At 68.5% G+C, this 16685-nt stretch carries 12 protein-coding genes; 8 read left to right on the forward strand and 4 right to left on the reverse strand.

Annotated features, from left to right (window positions below; all coding sequences use genetic code 11):
• Position 1: 1 nt before the first annotated feature.
• Complete coding sequence (locus ACZ75I_RS19490) at positions 2 to 2041, forward strand: FUSC family protein (RefSeq protein ID WP_472958537.1); 2040 nt, start codon at positions 2 to 4, stop codon at positions 2039 to 2041.
• Positions 2042 to 2135: 94 nt separating this feature from the next.
• Positions 2136 to 2534, forward strand: a complete 399-nt coding sequence (locus ACZ75I_RS19495) for a hypothetical protein (protein WP_472958538.1) — start codon at positions 2136 to 2138, stop codon at positions 2532 to 2534.
• Positions 2535 to 2811: 277 nt separating this feature from the next.
• Here ACZ75I_RS19495 and ACZ75I_RS19500 read toward each other — a convergent pair whose 3' ends face one another.
• The 4 genes from ACZ75I_RS19500 to recC form a co-directional block, all read right to left on the reverse strand.
• Positions 2812 to 3339 (reverse strand): hypothetical protein, encoded by a 528-nt coding sequence (locus tag ACZ75I_RS19500; protein WP_472958539.1) that lies wholly within the window; start codon positions 3337 to 3339, stop codon positions 2812 to 2814.
• A 130-nt stretch (positions 3340 to 3469) separates the two neighbouring features.
• Positions 3470 to 5350 (reverse strand): exodeoxyribonuclease V subunit alpha, encoded by a 1881-nt coding sequence (gene recD, locus ACZ75I_RS19505; protein WP_472958540.1) that lies wholly within the window; start codon positions 5348 to 5350, stop codon positions 3470 to 3472.
• Positions 5347 to 9027 carry an exodeoxyribonuclease V subunit beta gene (gene recB, locus ACZ75I_RS19510; RefSeq protein WP_472958541.1) on the reverse strand — a complete coding sequence of 1227 codons (3681 nt, stop codon included), beginning with the start codon at positions 9025 to 9027 and terminating at the stop codon, positions 5347 to 5349. Before recB ends, recD begins: the two co-directional genes overlap by 4 nt.
• Positions 9024 to 12368 (reverse strand): exodeoxyribonuclease V subunit gamma, encoded by a 3345-nt coding sequence (gene recC, locus ACZ75I_RS19515; protein WP_154351673.1) that lies wholly within the window; start codon positions 12366 to 12368, stop codon positions 9024 to 9026. The genes recB and recC overlap by 4 nt, the downstream gene beginning before the upstream one ends.
• A gap of 192 nt (positions 12369 to 12560) precedes the next feature.
• Here recC and ACZ75I_RS19520 point away from each other — a divergent pair, with 192 nt between their 5' ends.
• The 6 genes from ACZ75I_RS19520 to ACZ75I_RS19545 are packed head-to-tail and all read left to right on the forward strand — an operon-like array spanning position 12561 to position 16645.
• The gene (locus ACZ75I_RS19520; RefSeq protein ID WP_061480752.1) at positions 12561 to 13349 is read left to right on the forward strand and encodes an ABC transporter ATP-binding protein; all 789 of its coding nucleotides are present in this window, start codon (positions 12561 to 12563) and stop codon (positions 13347 to 13349) included.
• Positions 13349 to 14098, forward strand: coding sequence for an MlaE family lipid ABC transporter permease subunit (locus tag ACZ75I_RS19525; protein ID WP_005414955.1), 750 nt, complete (start codon positions 13349 to 13351; stop codon positions 14096 to 14098). The genes ACZ75I_RS19520 and ACZ75I_RS19525 overlap by 1 nt, the downstream gene beginning before the upstream one ends.
• Positions 14099 to 14157: 59 nt before the next feature.
• Positions 14158 to 14682: an outer membrane lipid asymmetry maintenance protein MlaD gene (gene mlaD, locus ACZ75I_RS19530; protein ID WP_005411706.1), complete on the forward strand. Its 525-nt coding sequence runs from the start codon at positions 14158 to 14160 to the stop codon at positions 14680 to 14682.
• On the forward strand, positions 14679 to 15341 hold the full coding sequence (locus tag ACZ75I_RS19535) for an MlaC/ttg2D family ABC transporter substrate-binding protein (protein WP_061480753.1): 663 nt from the start codon (positions 14679 to 14681) through the stop codon (positions 15339 to 15341). Before mlaD ends, ACZ75I_RS19535 begins: the two co-directional genes overlap by 4 nt.
• The gene (locus ACZ75I_RS19540; protein WP_049417176.1) at positions 15331 to 15642 is read left to right on the forward strand and encodes an STAS domain-containing protein; all 312 of its coding nucleotides are present in this window, start codon (positions 15331 to 15333) and stop codon (positions 15640 to 15642) included. Before ACZ75I_RS19535 ends, ACZ75I_RS19540 begins: the two co-directional genes overlap by 11 nt.
• A gap of 1 nt (position 15643) precedes the next feature.
• Positions 15644 to 16645: an MlaA family lipoprotein gene (locus ACZ75I_RS19545; RefSeq protein WP_154351674.1), complete on the forward strand. Its 1002-nt coding sequence runs from the start codon at positions 15644 to 15646 to the stop codon at positions 16643 to 16645.
• Positions 16646 to 16685: the final 40 nt, after the last annotated feature.

Raw genomic sequence — 16685 nt, forward strand, 5'->3', positions numbered from 1 at the left:
CATGAACGCGCTGACCGATCGCCAGGCCTGGCTGTTCTCGATCAAGACCTACCTGGCCGCGGTGGCCGCGCTGTACATCGCCATGGCTGGCAACCTGTCGCGCCCCTACTGGGCGATGGGCACGGTGTACATCGTCAGCCAGCCGCTGCTGGGCCCGACCCGCGCCAAGGGCGTGTACCGCATCGTCGGCACACTGGTGGCCGGGCTGGCCACGCTGCTGGTACTGCCGGCGCTGGTGGAAACCCCGCTGGTGCTGAGTGCGGCGATGTCGATCTGGCTGGCCGGTTGCCTGTTCATGGCCCTGCTCAACCGCGGCCCTCGCGGCTACGCGTTCCTGTTGGCCGGCTACACCACCGCCTTCATCGGCTTCCCGGCAGTCACCTCGCCGGAGACCATCTTCGACACCGTGGTGGCGCGCAGCGAGGAGATCATCCTCGGCACGGTGGTGGCCGTGCTGTTTGCCTCGCTGCTGTTCCCGGCTTCGGTACGCCCGATGCTGCGCGCCCGCATCGGCAACTGGATGGAGGACGCCGCGCAGTGGTGCCGGCAGATCCTTGAGCGTGGCCGCGCACACGCGCCGCGCAACCGGCTGGCTGCCGACCTGGTGCAGTTCGAGGCGCTGATCGAATTCCTGCGCCGCGATGATCCACGCCATGCCGGTTCGGCAGTGTCGATGGAGCGCCTGCGCGAGCGCATGCTGTTGCTGTTGCCGGTGTTGTCGTCAATCGCCGATCGCCTGAGTGCGCTGCGCAGCGATGGCCAGGCCCTGCCGGATGGGCTGCCGGCGCTGGTCGACGACATCCGCGATTGGCTGGATGGCCCGACCAACGCCAGCGAGTACGCCCGCCTGCGCGCGCGCATCAGCGCGCTGAAGCCGCAGGTGGACCGCGACCTGCAGCACCTGCAGCTGGCCAGCCTGCTGCTGCGCCTGGAGGAACTGGTGGACCTGTGGCAGGACTGCCGCACCCTGCAGCACGCGATCGATCAGGGCACCGCGCCGTTGGATCGCGCGCACTACCGCATCCGCACCGAACGGGTGGCCACCGACAAGCACGTCGACTACGGCATGGCGCTGTTCTCCGCGCTCAGTGCCGGCGTGGCGCTGATGAGCTACTGCGTGCTGTGGATCGCGCTGGGCTGGGAAGGCGGCGGCAACGGCGCGATGATGGCGGCGGTGACGGCCGCATTCTTCGCCGCACAGGACGATCCGGCTCCCAGCATGGTGCAGTTCCTGGTGTGGGCGATGGTCGCCTCGGTAGTGGCGGGCGTGTACCTGTTCGGCGTGTTCCCAGCCGTGCACGACTTCGGCCTGCTGGCACTGGTGCTGGCGGTGGCCTTCCTGCCGCTGGGACTGCTGCTGCATCATCCCAAGAGTGCGCTGTTCGCGCTGCCGTTGACAGTCAATCTGGCCGCGCTGCTGAGCCTGCAGAACACCTACAGCGCCAACATCCAGACCTTCCTCAACTCGTCGATCGCGATGTTCATCGGCATTGGCTTTGCAGTGGTGATGACCCGCCTGTTCCGTTCGGTAGGTGCCGAGTGGACCGCGCGCCGACTGGTGCGGCAGGGCTGGACCACGCTGGCCGAAGCCGCCGAAGGACGTGGCCAGCAGGATCGGCAACGCTTCGCCGCACGCATGCTCGACCTGCTGGGCCTGCTCGCGCCGCGCCTGGCGGCGACGCCGGAGGGCAGCGACATCGCCTCGGTGGACATGCTCAACGAGGCGCGCATCGGCCTGAACATCCTGCAGCTGCGTCGTGCACGGCTGGAACTGCCCGAGCGCAGCCGCGAAGCCGTCGAGCACATCCTGGAAGAGATCGCTGGGCACTACCGGCGGCAGATCGCGGCGCGCAAGCCGATTGCTGCAGACCAGGCGCTGCGCGAGCGGTTGGATACGTCGCTGGGCCGGGTCGGCAGCGTGGCCGCCTGCAAGGCCCGCGACGAAGCGCTGATGGGCCTGATCGGCCTGCGCTTCGCGCTGTTCCCGGAGGCCAAGGCGCTGGCGCCGGGCTTGGCGATGAGTGCAGCCGAACAGCTCTAGCGGGATACCCTGTGCGTCCACAGACCCCGTTGCCGGGGTCGGATCCTTCGCCGCAGGCGGAGGCGCTGACCCCTGCTCTGCACAGGAAGCTCCAATGAGTTACGACATGATGGTGTTCGAGGCCAGCGCCGCGCCACGCGAGGCGGCGGCTTTCATCGCCTGGTTCGAAAAGCAGACGCAGTGGAACGAGCGCCACGAGTATGACGACCCGGCCGTCAGCAGCCCGGCGCTGCAGGCGTGGTTTGCGGAGATGGCGCAGGACTTCCCGCCGTTGAACGGCCCATTGAGCAACGACGATGACGATCGTGCCGAGGTGACCGAGTACAGCATCGGCCGGCAGGTGATCTACGGCGCGTTCGCGTACTCGGTGGCCGAGCGCGCGCACGGGCGGGTGCAGGATCTGGCCGAGAAGCACGGCGTGGGCTTCTTCGACGTGAGTGCGGATGAAGCGGCGATCGTGTTTCCGGATGGGCTGGTGCTGATGCCGGAGTAGGTTTGGCGGCAGGGCTGCGCCCTGCACCTGCCGGATCAACGTCAACGTCAAAAGCGGGCATTCCATGGGATGGCGGGGTGGGTCCGGTTGCGGGGGACGCTACAAGTACGTCCCTGTAAGCTCGGTCGCCGCATCCATGCGGCTCACGCCCCCGCAACCGGACCCACCCCGCCTTCGACAGTTTTCCGGTGGCCGGTAGATCCACGCCATGCGTGGATGAGCGTGGAAATGATCGAAGTACGCTTTTGTAGAGTCGAGCGATGCTCGACTGCTTCTGCTAGCGATTCCGGAACAGCTCCATCATCTCATCCACTTCCTCAGGTGCAATCTGACTCAGCATCCGCGCTGCACCGAAGTTTCCATGTTCCAAGGCGAGTATTGTCAACAGGCACGAGCTCATACTTTCATCATGCCTTCCCGTGACAATGCTCGCAGCAAATCGCGCGAGCTTCTGTAAAGCCTCCGAATACTCTGGCTCCACGACATCGAGAAGCGGAATGCTGGCTTCCCGCCTCTGCATTTCAATCGAGATTGGCAGTCCAACGAAGTGAAACGTTAGCAACTCTGGCCATGTCAGAAGTGTTCTTACAATATGCGGCACAGCCGCAAACGAAGCGCTGTAGACGTCCCCTTGATGGCACAGGCTGCTCCACAACTCGTGCCAGGTGTCCTCGATCGGATCGTCTTCGGATCTTTCGTTTTTCGGGATACTGAGATTGGCCAGCAGCTCCGGAATGTCATCCGCAGCGCCATAGGCATGCTGCAGTTCGGCCCATCGTGGGTCATCCAGAGCGATAAGGGCCATGTGCCGGTTCCTGTGTCGTGGAATAGCAACGCAGGATAGGTAGCGCCAACGGCGTCATCAAACGGCAAATGCGACATCGGGGCGATGGGGTCAGAGCCCTTTCCCGATGGGAACGGGATCCGACCCCGATTCAGAACAAGGTGCCCTGCACCGTGGGCTGTTCGACACGCGTTGGTGCTTCAACCACGTCCTCCGCACCCAACCGCCAGGCCAGGCCGCCCAAGCGGCTGGCGTGCCGCTTCAGTGCGGCCTGCAGCACGTCGGCGCTGCAGGCCACATGCAGTACCTGGCGGGCGCGGGTCAGGCCGGTGTAGACCAGCTCGCGCGACAGCACGCGGCTGTCCTGGCGTGGCAGCTGCAGCCACACTTCATCGAACTCCGAGCCCTGTGCCTTGTGCACGGTCATCGCAAAGGCGCTTTCGTGCGCGGGCAGTGCGGCCGGGTGGAAGGCGCGCGGCTGGTCGACGCTGTCGCCGGGGAACCAGGCCACCATCGCGCCGCTGCCATCACGCAGGCAGATGCCGATATCACCATTGAACAGGCGGTGCCGGTAGCTGTTCTCGGTAACCAGCAGCAGGCGGCCCTGGAAGTAGCCCGGGGTGTTGCCGGCCAGCAGCTGTTCGATGCGGCTGTTGAGCCCACGCGCACCTTGCGGGCCTTCGCGCAGCGCGGTCAGCACGCGCAGGCGACCGGCCTGCTGCAGGGCACGTACCGGATCCGCGGCCTCGGCCAGTGCACGCCAGTGGCCCAGCAGGTGCTCGCGCTGACCGCGCAATGGATCGGCTTCGCCTTCGTGGAAGTGCACGCCGGCCAGTTCACCACTGCGCAGCAGCTGCAGCGCGGTGCCGCTGTCGCCTTCACGCACGGCATGCGCCAGCGGTGCCAGGTCCAGCGCATCACTCTGCCGGTAACCGCGCTGCAACTGCACGCGACGGCCGGCGAAGGCGCGTGGTGCGGCCTGCGGCTGCAGGGTGGCCGGTGCCAGCAGGCCATGCAGCGCCAGCGCATCGTCGGCGCAGGTGCCGATGCCATCACCGCTGGCGCGCAGGATCGCGCTGAGCACATCACCGGCTTCGACCGACGGCAACTGATCGGGATCGCCGAGCAGGATCAGGCGGGTGCCGCTGGCAATCGCATCGACCAGCTTGGCCATCATTGGCAGATCGATCATCGACGCTTCGTCGACCACCACCACGTCCACCGCCAGCGGATTGTCGGCGTGGTGGCGGAAGCGTGGTGAGTCGGGAATCACGCCGAGCAGTCGATGCAGGGTGGTGCCGCTGCTGGGCAGTGCCGCGCACAGTGTCGGATCCAGTCCCTGTTCCTGCAAGCGTTGCACGGCCATGCGCAGGCTCTCGGCCATCCGCTCGGCGGCGCGACCGGTGGGCGCGGCCAGCGCCACCTCGGGCAGCGGCTGGCCGGCGTGCCGGGCCTGCGCGGCCAGCAGCAGCAACAGGCGTGCGATGGTGGTTGTCTTGCCTGTGCCGGGGCCGCCGGTGACCAGCGCCAGCGGATGACGCAGGGTCACGCCGGCTGCGCGTGCCTGGTGGTCCTCGCCGCCCAATGCCTGCGGGAACAGCTGCGCGAACAGCGGTGCCAGCGCGGCCATGTCCGGCGCCGGCAGCGGATGCCGGCCGATGCGCTGCAGCCCGGCCGCCAGCTGGCGCTCGTACTCGCGGTAGCGGCGCAGGTACAGCAGCCCGTTCTCCAGCACCAAGGGGGCATCCCCGGCGATGGCGTCAGCCTGCTCCGGCGTCGCCACCCAGGGCGATGCGCGCAGCTGGGCCAGCCAGGCCTGCGCGGCGGGCCACTCGGGCACGCCTTCCAGCAACCGCTGCGGTTGAGCCGGATCGAACGCGGCGTGGCCCTGCGACACCGCCAGCGAAGCCAGCGCCGCCGCCAGTGCCACACTGTCGGGCGTGTCGTCGCGCAGCCGCTGCAGGCTGGTCGCCAATGCATGGTCGAGGGTGCGCAGCAGGCCCTTCTGGTGCAGTTCCTTCAGCAGGTTCATGCGCTGGCTCCTCGGGCACGCGCGGCGAGCTGGGCCTGGGCCTGCTCGCCGCCGGCGAACAGCGCGTCGAGTGCATCCACCAGTGCGAACGGGAAACGATCCACGTGCACGCCATTGCCCTTGCCATCCAGGCCGCGGCAGAACAGGTAACGGATGCCGCCCATGTCGCGCTCGTAGTCGTAGGCGGCGCCCAGGCGGAAGCGCAGCCAGCGATGCAGGGCCACGGTGTAGATCAGCGCCTGCAGATCGTATTCGCTGTGGCGCATGGCAATGGCCAGCAGGTCCGGGCTGTAGCCGGGCAGGCGGTTGGACTTGTAGTCGAGCACGTACCACCGGCCATCACGCACGTAGGTCAGGTCGATCATGCCGGTCATCAGCCCCTCCAGGCGGCGGCGCTGGCCGAAGCCGCGGCGGCCACTGGAAACACCGTGCGCATGCAGCACCTGCAGCAGCGCCGGCACGGTGGTCGCCTCGATGGCGAAATGGAAGTCGATTTCGGCGCGGCGCTCGCCTTCACCGAGGCTGTACAGCGCACCGCCTTCGGGCAGCGGTACGGTCAGCGTGTGGCCCACCAGCGGCACCAGCACCGCTACGCCATCGTCCAGATCGACGTCGGCATAGCCCTCATCGTGCAGCGCCTTGCGCAGCACCTCGACCTGGCCCTCGGGAGCTTCCCGGCCTGGTTGCCAGTCAGCCCATGCGGCGAAGTCGACGTTTTCCATTGCCTCGTGCAGCACGTTGCCGAAGCGGCTGCCCATGAAACGCGAGTCGAGCGGCGCGCTGTCCTCGGCCACCGCGGCGGCTTCCGGCAGTGCCGGTTCCAGCGGCAGCTCCGGGCCGGTGGGTTCGTCGGCTGCCGGCGCCGGCAGCGCGGTGGCAGCGGCTTCGATGTCACTGCCCGCGCCGGCATCGGCGTGGGCCAGCTGGGTGAAGCTGTACACCCACCAGTCGTGCGGAACGCGCCGGGTCAGTGCACGCACCGCCGGAAGATCCCCTTCCACTTCGGCCGCCAGCTGCGGCAGCGCAGCCGGTACCTCACTGTCATCGATGCACACATCGGCATGCGCGCGCAGCGCCTGCAGGTCACCCAGCAGCGGTGCCAGCCGCGTCCTGCCGAGCCCGGCCAGATCACCCACGGCGATCCACAGCGCGTGCTCGGCGCGGGTCAGGCCGACATACAGCAGGCGCGCATCCTCGGCACGCTGCTCGCGCTCGCGCTGCGCAGTGGCCGCTTCCCAGGCCTCGTCCTTGCCCAGCTTCCAGTGCAGCTGGCGCTGGCCGCCCACATGCACCGTGCAGTGCGAGGCGGTGTTGGGCGCACCGCCGTCGATGCCCACGAAGGGCAGGAACACCAGCGGGTACTCCAGGCCCTTGCTCTTGTGCAGGGTGATGATCTGCACGCGGCGCGCATCCGATTCCAGGCGCAGCAGCTGCTGCTCGTCATCCTGGTCGGCGCTGGCCATCTGGCCCTGCAGCCAGTCCAGCAGGCCGTGCATGCCCAGCGCCTGCGCCGAGGCCTCCTGCAGCAGTTCGCCCAGCTGCAGGTAGTTGGTCAGGCGGCGCTCGCCATCGATCAGCGCCAGCAGGCGTTCGCCCTGCGCGGCGCAGACGTCGGCGATCACCGCGAACGGGCCGCCGCGCTGCCAGCGCTCGCGCCAATGCAGAAGCTGCGCCTGGAACCCGCGTTGCAGGTCGCCCTCGTGCTCCATCGCCGCGATCGCACTGGCGCGCTGGCCGAGCAGCACCGTGGCCAGCGCCGCGCGCAGGCGGCCCTCGTCAGCCGGCTGCAGCAGCGCCAGCAGCAGTGCACGCAGATCACGCGCTTCGCTGGTGGCGAACAGACTCTGCTTGCCCGCTGCCACGGCAGGAATGCCGACCGCGGCCAGCGCGCGCTGCACCAGCGTGGCCTCACGATGCGAGCGCACCAGCACCGCGATGTCACCCGGCTGTACCGGGCGCCCACGCAGCACCGCATTGCCGGCGCGCGCCGCGACCAGGATCTGGTGGATCGCCGCCACACAGGCCTGGGTCGTTGCTTCGCGCGAGGCATCGGCACTCATCGCCTTGTCACCGCCACTGCGCAGCACGCGCAGGGTGAGTGCCGGGGCGGCATGGCCGTCGCGCTGGTAGTCCGCATCGCTGCGCACGCCACCGGGCCGCACCGGCTCGAACTGGATGTCACGCTCGAGGAAGGCGTCTTCGCCACCGTTGTCGTACAGCGCCTGCAGCGCGCGCAGCACGGCCGGTCGCGAGCGGAAGTTCTGGTCAAGCACCGGCGCCTGTTGCGCCGCCCGCTTGGCCTTCAGGTAAGTGTGGATATCACCGCCACGGAAACCGTAGATCGCCTGCTTGGGATCGCCGATCAGGAACAGCGCCGGTGCCAGGCCGAGCTCGCGCACTTCCGGTGAATCGCCGAACACGGTGTGGAAAATGCCCCACTGACGGTCGTCGGTATCCTGGAACTCATCGACCAGCGCGATGCGGTACTGCGCGCGCAGCTGCTTGACCAATGCCAGCCGCTGCGGGCCTTCCAGGGCCAGTGCCACGCCATCGATCAGATCGTCGTAGGTCTGCACCCGGCGGGTGCGCTTCAGCGCCTGCAGGCGCTGTCTGGCTTCGTCGCGAAGCACGTGCAGGAAGTTCAACGCGGTGGCACGCAGCCAGGCATCGCGTTCGGCCAGAAGCGCGACATAGCGGGCCAACGGCGCCTGCAATGGCGACGATGGCGTGCGCTCGGCGAATTTCTTGTTGGTCTTGGCTGCCAGCGCCTCCGGCAGCAGTGCCGGCAGGCGCTCGCTGGTCAGCAGCTCGCGCGGGTCGGCGCGCTCGGCCCAGCCCAGCAGTTGCCGGCCCAGCGGGTGCAGCCAGCCCAGCTTGTACGACACGCCGTTGATCCATTTGTTGTCGACCGCATCGCAGAGGTCGATGAAGAACTGCTCGCCATGCTCGCGCACGCTTGCGGACAGCTCTTCGGCAACACTCTGCAGGGCGGCCTGCGGATCGGGCAGCGCCACCGCCTGTGGCAACGGGTGCAGCGGAGGCGCGGCCAGCAGCGCGCGCAGATCGGCGGCCAGTGCGTCCGGGGTGGACCACAGCCAGGTCAGCGGTTCCAGCGTGGCCGGGTCATTGGCATGTACCCGCCACAGGTCGGCCGCGAGCGCTTCCAGCAACTCACGGTCGCTGGCCAGCAGCTCCGGCGGATCAAAGGTGTGGCCGCTCTCCAGCGCATGCTCGCGCAGCACGCGGGTGCAGAAGCCATGGATGGTGAAGATGGACGCAAGGTCGATCTCATCGGCGGCGACCTGCAGGCGGCGCTTCAGTGCGGCGGCGCGCTCGGTACCTCCCTGCAGATGGCGCTGCAGCACCTCGCGGGTCAGCCGCACGTCCGGTGCTTCGCCTTCGACCGCTTCCAGATCGACCAGTCGCGCCGCCAGCGCCAGGCGCTCGCGGATGCGCTTGCGCAGTTCCTGGGTAGCCGCATCGGTGAAGGTCACCGCCAGGATCTGTCCGATGCGCAGGCCCTGCTCTACCACCAGGCGGGTAAACAGCGTAGCCAGGGTGAAGGTCTTGCCGGTACCGGCGCTGGCTTCGATCAGGCGGATGCCATCCAGCGGCAGGGCCAGATAGGGATCGACCGCCATGCACTGGGCTCGCTCATCGATGAAGGCGGGGCTCATGCGCTGCCCTCCTGGCGCGTTGCGGCGCCGAGGGTGCGGCCTTCGCGCACCGCGCTGAAGACCACCTGGCTGTTGCGCAGCAGGTCGGCATAACTGGCATCGGAGGCGAACGGGTCGGCACCCCGCAGCAGCAGCTGCCAGGCGTCGCTGCTGGATTCACCCCAGCTGCGGTCGCTGCCGTGCCACTGCTTCCAGCCCTCGCTGCGCTGTTTCTCTGCCGGCGCGTTGTACAGCGCCCAGCCCGTATACGGGGCAAAGCGCAGCGGCTCACGCAGGCCGCGCTGGCGCAACTGCAGCAGCGCGCGCAGCGCCGCGCGTGCAGCAGGCGCGCTCAGTGCCGGCAGTACATGCGGGCCGGGACCGGCGTCGCCGCCATCGTGGAACTGCACAAGGGGCAGTGCGTCGCCGGCGGCGTTGGCCAGCAGCCAGTCCAGGCCCTGGCGGATCACTACATTGCCATTGAGCGTGCCGGCACGCAGCCGCACCAGGCCTTCGGGATGCCGATCGGCCACGCGGCCGTGCAGGCGCACGCCATCGATGTCCACTTCGTAGCGACGGCTTTCCAGCGGCTCGCCCTGCATCCAGCCCAGCAACGCACTGGCATACGGGCGAGTCTTCAACTGCTCCACCTCGAACTGGCGCTGGCCCAATGGACCGGACGGCAGCAGGCCACGCGCGCGCAGCCGCGGGTACAACGGTTCGGTATCGCCACTGAGCGTGGCGCGCACCACCGCCGCCTGCACGCTGCGCTTTTCCGGGCCGCGCGATGACAGCACCAGCGGTTCCAGGTCATCAACTTCCCCGGCATCGTCGGCCAGGCGCAGGCCCATCGACTGTGCGAGGAACTGCCCGGCCGGGTCGCACAGGAAGCGGCGCAGGGTGTCGAGCGCGAGCTCGTCTTCCACGGCATCGTCGGGCGGCGGCGGCAGCGGGGCATCGAACCACGGCTGCAGGCCCCCACGCTGGCCGGTGAGGCGGCCGGCAGCGGGATGCCATTGCCGCCGATAGCTGAAGCGGCGTGGATCCCCCTCTCCGAACGCCGCCGGTGAGAACGGCTGCAGTGCATGGCGCACGGTAAAGTCGCGGACCGCCGCAGGCGGATCGAGGTGATACGCGGCGGCGGCATCGATCAGTTCACTGACCAGCACCGACGGCTCACGCACGCTGCCATCGCGTGGATCGGCGCCGAGGTAGCTGAGGTAGAACACCTCCTGCGCGGCGGCGAACAGCTGCAGGAACAGGAAGCGGTCGTCTTCGCGGGTGGAGCGATCGCCCGGGCGGCGGCGTGGCGTGTCCAGCTCGGCGGTGAGCTGGTTGAGGCCCGCGGCCGGGTCACGACGCGGGAAATCGCCATCATTGAGACCGAGCACGCAGATCACCCGGAACGGCAGCAGGCGCATCGGCACCATGCGGCCGAAACTGATGCCACCGGTCAGCAGCGGCGCGCGCGTATCGGCCTCACCCAGTACACCGGCGAAGTGCGAACGCACCACCTCAGGCGGCACGCCGTCTTCGAACCCGGCCTTGGCGGCATCGTCGGCGAACTGATTCAGCAGCTTGCGCAGGCGCTCGAGGGCACGCTGGCTGTTGGGCGAGCTGGGCGCGGTCGGCAGCAGCGCGTCCAGCAGCGACAGCAGCCGTTGCCGCCACTGCGCCGGGGTCAGCAGCTCGCCGAGGCGACGCTGGTAGACCGCCAGCACGCGCAGCAGCCGCAGCAGCCGGTCCAGTGCTTCCAGCGCGCCGCCTTCCAGCTCGATCCACGGCGCCACGCCGGCCAGGTCCGCCTCGCTGCCGGTGGCGTGACCGAGCACCAGGCGGTCCAGTGCGAACTGCCAGGTGTAGGCGTCGTCGGCCGGCGCCTGGTGCTGGTTGCGGTGCTTCGCATCCAGGCCCCAGCGTGCGCCGGCCTGCTGCAGCCAGCCATGCAGGCGATCGAAGTCCACTGCTTCCAGCCCGGCCGCTTCGGCCAGCGGCGCGCTGGCGAGCAGGTCCAGCACCTCGTTCAGGCCGAAACGCGAGACCGGCAGGCCCAGCAGGTGCACGAACACATCGGCCAGCGGCTCTCCTGCCAGTGGGCTGCTGTCGGCCAGCGCGTAGGGAATATGCTCTTCCTCGCCGCCGCGGCCGCCGAACACCGCCTCCAGGTACGGCACATAGGGATCGATGTCCGGCGCCAGCACCGCGATCTCGCGCGCCTGCAGCGGCGGGTCGAAGCGAGGGTCCTGCAACAGGCTTCTCAGCTGGTCGTGCAGCACCTGCAGCTCGCGCAGCCGGGTGTGGCAGGCATGCACCTGCAGGCTGGGGTCGTCGCTGCGCAGCCCATCGCGCAGCTCGCCCGAGGGCAGTGCGCGGCGGTGGAACAGATCGCGCTGCAGGCGATGCAGCAGGCTGTCGGACAGGCCGCCTTCGTCAAGGGTCGGCCGGGTGTCTTCTTCCGGATCCGAATACGCGGCAATCTCGCCGGCCGGGTGCACCACCTCGTAGCTGCCCAGCACCGCCATGAAGTCGCGGCCGGCCGCACCCCAGGCTTCCAGCAGGCGGTTCTCACCAGCCGCTTCACCGAAGGGATCGGGTGCGCCGCTGCGCAGGCGCTCGGCCAGCGTCTGCAGGTCACCCCAGTACGACTGCACCGGAGTGGGCATATAGAAGTGCAGCTCGCCCACCCGCGCCTGGGTGGCCATCACCCGCAGCACGTCGGGCGAGATGTTGAGCGTCGCGAACGCGGACATGCGCGGTGGCAGGCCCTGTGGCAGCGGCTGGCCGGCGCCCTCGAAGCGATCCAGGTACGCCTGGATGCGGCGCGCGCGGTAGTCGCGGCCATGGGCGATGGTGCGCCAGAGGATCGCCTGCGGGTCAGCCGGGTCGGCGCCGGCCTCCCAGCGCAGCAACCAGTCGCGGCGCCAGGCCTGGTACTTCTCGAACACCGATGCCAGTTCACCGGCCAGTGCCCACGGCTTCAGGGCGTCGCCGCCGGCAAGATAGGACTGCAGCGCGCGCATCGGTGGCTGCGCCAGCAGCGCCGGGTCGCGCAGTGCCTGGTACAGCTTCCAGTGCAGGCCCGCCGCGTCCAGGTCGTCGCGTTCGCCCGGCACATTGGCATTGAGTGCACGGGCAACGAACTCGCCCGGGGTCAGGAACTCGAGGTTGGCGGCCACGCCATATTCGGCAGCGAGTGTCGCTTGCAGCCAACGCCGCATCGCCACCTGCGGGATCAGCACCACCTCCGGCGCGAGCAGCGGCTGGCCCGGAACAGGCTCACGCACGTTGCGCGCCAGCAGCGCAGCCAGCACGTCCAGGGAGTTGGAATGGTAGAGGCGGAAATCGCTGCCCGGGTCACTCATCGTGCACAGTGTGCAGCACGGCAGGCAGTATTCAATGGCCCGCCCATCGCCGGTACGGATTGTTCCGCGCTGCCAGCCGATTGTCCCGGCCTGGCAAGGGTCATGCCGTGCCACAATACTGGACCGTCCAGTCTGCTTATGTTCAGCCGATGGGCCCGATCCTTCGATGTCTAAAAAACGTTAATGGTGCCCATGTCGGCTTCCACCTCCAGTCTGGTGCAGTTATCCAACGTCCGCATCGACCGGAGCGGGCGCACGATCCTGCGCGACGTGTCGCTGCAGGTGCCCAAGGGCAGCATCACGGCCGTGCTGGGCCCGTCCGGCAGTGGCAAGTCCACCCTGCTGGCGGCACTGACCGGCGAACTGCGTCCGGTCGCCGGCGAGGTCACCCTGTTCGGCAAGCCGATCCCGCATGACAGCGGCGCGCTGCTGGAAATGCGCAAGAGCGTGGGTGTTCTGCTGCAGGGCAACGGCCTGCTGACCGATCTGACCGTCGCCGAAAACGTCGCGCTGCCGCTGCGCGCGCATACCCGCCTGCCGACCGCCGTGCTGCGCCGCCTGGTGGAAATGAAGCTGCATGCCGTGGGTCTGCTGGCCGCTGCCGATGCCTGGCCGCGCGAACTGTCCGGCGGCATGGCGCGCCGAGTCGCGCTGGCCCGCGCGCTGGCACTGGATCCGCCACTGATGATCTACGACGAGCCGCTGACCGGGCTGGACCCGATCGCCTCCGGCGTGATCATGAGCCTGATCCAGCGCCTCAACCACAGCCTGGGCCTGACCAGCATCATTGTCAGCCACCACGTGCACGAGACCCTGCCGATCTGCGACCAGGTGATCGCCATCGCCAATGGCGGCATCGTGTTCCAGGGCACGCCCGAGGCGCTGCAGTCCAGCCAGGACCCGCTGCTGCGGCAGTTCCTGCACGGCCAGCCCGATGGCCCCATTCCGTTCGATGCCGCGCCGCGCGCGAGGGTCGCCTGATGCCGTTCGTCCAAGCCACCCGCTCGCTGGGTCGCGCCGGCCTGTTCTCGCTGACCGTGCTGCGTGGTTCGCTGCCGACCCGTGATTTCCTGGCCGAGCTGACCCGCGAGATCTACAAGATCGGCGCACGCTCGCTGCCGATCATCGCCGTCGGTGGTGCCTTCGTCGGCCTGGTGCTGACCCTGCAGGGCTACCGCACGCTGACCACCTTCGGAGCGGCCGACGCGCTGTCGACCCTGCTCGGCCTGTCGCTGTACCGGGAACTGGCGCCGGTGCTGACCGCGCTGCTGTTCATCGGCCGCGCCGGCAGCTCGATCGCCGCCGAACTGGGCCTGATGCGCGCCACCGACCAGATCAAGGCACTGGAGCTGATGGCGATCGACCCGGTGGCCAAAGCCGTCGCACCGCGCTTCTGGGCGGCGGTGCTGACCGTGCCACTGCTGACCGGCATCTTCTGCTCGCTGGCGATCAGCGCCAGCTACTTCGAAGCGGTGCATGTGCTGGGCCTGGACAATGGCGTGTTCTGGTCGGCACTGCGCAACAGCGTCGATTTCTGGGATGACTTCGGCGTGGCGATGCTGAAGTCGGCGATCTTCGGCGGCACCGCAGCGCTGGTCGCCGCCTATGTTGGTTTCCACGCCGAGCCGACCATCGAGGGTACCTCGGTGGCGACCACCCGTGCGGTGGTCAATGCCTCGCTGCTGGTGCTGATGTTCAACTTCGTGCTGTCGGCAATGTTGTTCACCTAACCCCTCCACCGGCGGTGCGCAGGCGCGCGCGGCCACCACGACTCGATCAGGTAATCCACATGGCCATCCGCGGTCCCAGACTCGAATTCTCCGTCGGCGCTTTCCTGCTGCTGGCCCTGGCCTCGCTGATGGTGCTGGCCGTGGCCTCGACCAACCAGCGCTGGAGCTGGGGCAGCCAGGGCTACGAGCTGAAGGCGCGCTTCTCCCAGGTCGGCCAGCTGCGGAAGCAGGCGCCGGTGAAGATCGGCGGCGTCACCGTCGGCCAGGTCGCCTCGATCGACCTGGATCCGGTGAAGTTCGAATCCATTGTGACCCTGCGCATGGACAGCAAGGTCAAGGACCTGCCGGCGGACACCTCGGCGGGCATCTTCACCAGTGGTTTGCTCGGCGAGAGCTATATCGGTCTGCAGCCGGGCGGCGACCCGGACGTGCTGAAGGCCGGTGACGAGATCGTCTTCACCCAGCCGGCGGTGGACCTGATCCAGCTGGTCGGCAAGTACATGTTCAGTGGCGGCGCCGGTGGCGGCGCTGCTCAGAAGCCCAACGATGGCGCGCAGGCGCCTGCAACGGAACCGCAACCATGAAAATGAAACTGATCCCCGCCCTGCTCGCCTCGGCGCTGCTGATGGCCACCCCGTTCCTTGCCCAGGCCCAGGCGGCCGCCCCCGCCGCTGCCGCAGCGCAGGGCCAGGCCGGCAAGGTGGTGATCGATGCCAGCACGCGCATTCTCACCACGCTGCAGCAGCGCCGCAGCGAGTTCAGCAGCAACCCGGCCAGCCTGCGCAGCTACATCGACAGCGAACTGAACCGCACCTTTGACCGCGACTATGCGGCACGCCTGGTGCTGGGCCCGCACGCCCGCGGCGCCTCCGACGCCGACATCAAGCTGTTCGCCGATGCGATGGCCGACAGCCTGATGCAGCGCTACGGTTCGACCCTGCTCAACATCCAGGGCAAGCCGAGCTTCCGCCTGAAGGGTGAAAGCCCGCTGCCGGGCAACCGTGGCGTGCGCGTCAGCACCGAACTGGTGCGCGCCGGCAACGAACCGACCCCGGTCGAGTACTGGATGCGCAACGTGAACGGCCAGTGGAAGATCTTCGACGTCAACATCGAAGGCATTTCCTACGTGCAGACCTTCCGCAACCAGTTCGATACGCCCTTGCGCCAGAAGGGCATCAAGCAGGTGGCCAGCGAGCTGCACAGCGGCAGCATGCAGGCCGGGCCGGCGGGCAATGGCAAGTAACGCACTGGCGCTGCTGGAAGGCGACACCCTGCGCCTGCGCGGGGTGCTCGACCGTGCCGCGGTGATTGCACTGTGGCCGCAACTGCAGGCCCTGCCAGCCAAGCTGGCGCGGCTGGAGCTGGGCGAGGTCGAGCGCGTGGACAGCGCCGGCCTGGCCCTGCTGGCCGAACTGGCCTCCCGGGCACGCAAGGCGGGCCATGCGCTGGCCATTTCCGGCGCGCCGGCCGGCTTCAACGAGCTGAGCGCGGCCTACCGGCTGTCGCCCGACCTGGACTTCAACGCTACTTCTGCTGCGAGCTGACATGAACGTCGTACGCACTTTCCCCCTGATCCTCCTGGCCATCGCCCTGACCGCCTGTGCCGGCAAGCCCGCGCGCAGCGACGCACCGGTCGCCAGCACCGTGGTCGCGGCCGGCGCTCCCGCCGAAGCGGCGCCCGCCGACACCGGCGTGACCGAGGTGGCCCCGGTGGACAGCCCGCCGATCGCCACCGCTGCGGCGCCGACCCCGCCCGCAACCAGTGCCGATGCCGATGCGGCCAAGACCGCCGCGGCCACTGCACCGGGCGGTGATGATGATTTCGATGCCCTGTACGGTGGTGCCAGCAACACCGGCAGTGCGGCCGCCTATGACCCGTGGGAACCGTTCAACCGCAAGGTGCACAAGTTCAACAACGCGGTCGACCGTGGCATCGCCCGCCCGCTGGCCACGGCCTACACCCACGTGGTGCCGCGCTTCGCGCGTACCGGCGTCAGCAACTTCTTCAGCAACCTGCGCGCACCGGTGACCATCACCAACCAGCTGCTGCAGGGCCGCGGTGCCGATGCGTGGGACAGCCTCGGCCGCTTCCTGATGAACAGCACGCTGGGCATCGGTGGCCTGTTCGATCCGGCCAGCAAAGCGATGGTGCCGCGTCGCAATGAAGATTTCGGCCAGACCCTGGGTGCCTGGGGCTGGCGTCGTTCGCGCTACGTGGAACTGCCGTTCTTCGGCCCGCGTACCGTGCGCGATGTGTTCGGCCTAGCCGGTGACATCCCGTTGTCGCCGATCCGCCGCATCGAGGAAGACAAGGTCCGCATCGGCCTGCAGGGCCTGCAGCTGGTCGACACCCGCGCACAGCTGCTGGCGATCGATGATCTGCGCGACACCGCCGTGGACGAGTACTCGCTGGTGCGCGATGCGTGGATGCAGCGCCGCAACTACCAGATCGAGAACGACCTGCGCAGCAAGCGCGACCGCGGCCATGACGATGCCAATTCGCCGATCCCCGTGGATGCGATGCCGATGCCGAACTGGAGCAACTGATCGCTGCAACCCGTGCATGAAAAAACCCCGCCTCGGCGGG

The organism is Stenotrophomonas sp. X, assembly GCF_055721025.1.

Coding starts and splice junctions, on each gene's coding strand:
- ACZ75I_RS19490 (WP_472958537.1), top strand. CDS start 2: ATGAACGCGCTGACCGATCGCCAGGCCTGGCTGTTCTCGATCAAGACC.
- ACZ75I_RS19495 (WP_472958538.1), top strand. CDS start 2,136: ATGAGTTACGACATGATGGTGTTCGAGGCCAGCGCCGCGCCACGCGAG.
- ACZ75I_RS19500 (WP_472958539.1), bottom strand. CDS start 3,339: ATGGCCCTTATCGCTCTGGATGACCCACGATGGGCCGAACTGCAGCAT.
- recD (WP_472958540.1), bottom strand. CDS start 5,350: ATGAACCTGCTGAAGGAACTGCACCAGAAGGGCCTGCTGCGCACCCTC.
- recB (WP_472958541.1), bottom strand. CDS start 9,027: ATGAGCCCCGCCTTCATCGATGAGCGAGCCCAGTGCATGGCGGTCGAT.
- recC (WP_154351673.1), bottom strand. CDS start 12,368: ATGAGTGACCCGGGCAGCGATTTCCGCCTCTACCATTCCAACTCCCTG.
- ACZ75I_RS19520 (WP_061480752.1), top strand. CDS start 12,561: ATGTCGGCTTCCACCTCCAGTCTGGTGCAGTTATCCAACGTCCGCATC.
- ACZ75I_RS19525 (WP_005414955.1), top strand. CDS start 13,349: ATGCCGTTCGTCCAAGCCACCCGCTCGCTGGGTCGCGCCGGCCTGTTC.
- mlaD (WP_005411706.1), top strand. CDS start 14,158: ATGGCCATCCGCGGTCCCAGACTCGAATTCTCCGTCGGCGCTTTCCTG.
- ACZ75I_RS19535 (WP_061480753.1), top strand. CDS start 14,679: ATGAAAATGAAACTGATCCCCGCCCTGCTCGCCTCGGCGCTGCTGATG.
- ACZ75I_RS19540 (WP_049417176.1), top strand. CDS start 15,331: ATGGCAAGTAACGCACTGGCGCTGCTGGAAGGCGACACCCTGCGCCTG.
- ACZ75I_RS19545 (WP_154351674.1), top strand. CDS start 15,644: ATGAACGTCGTACGCACTTTCCCCCTGATCCTCCTGGCCATCGCCCTG.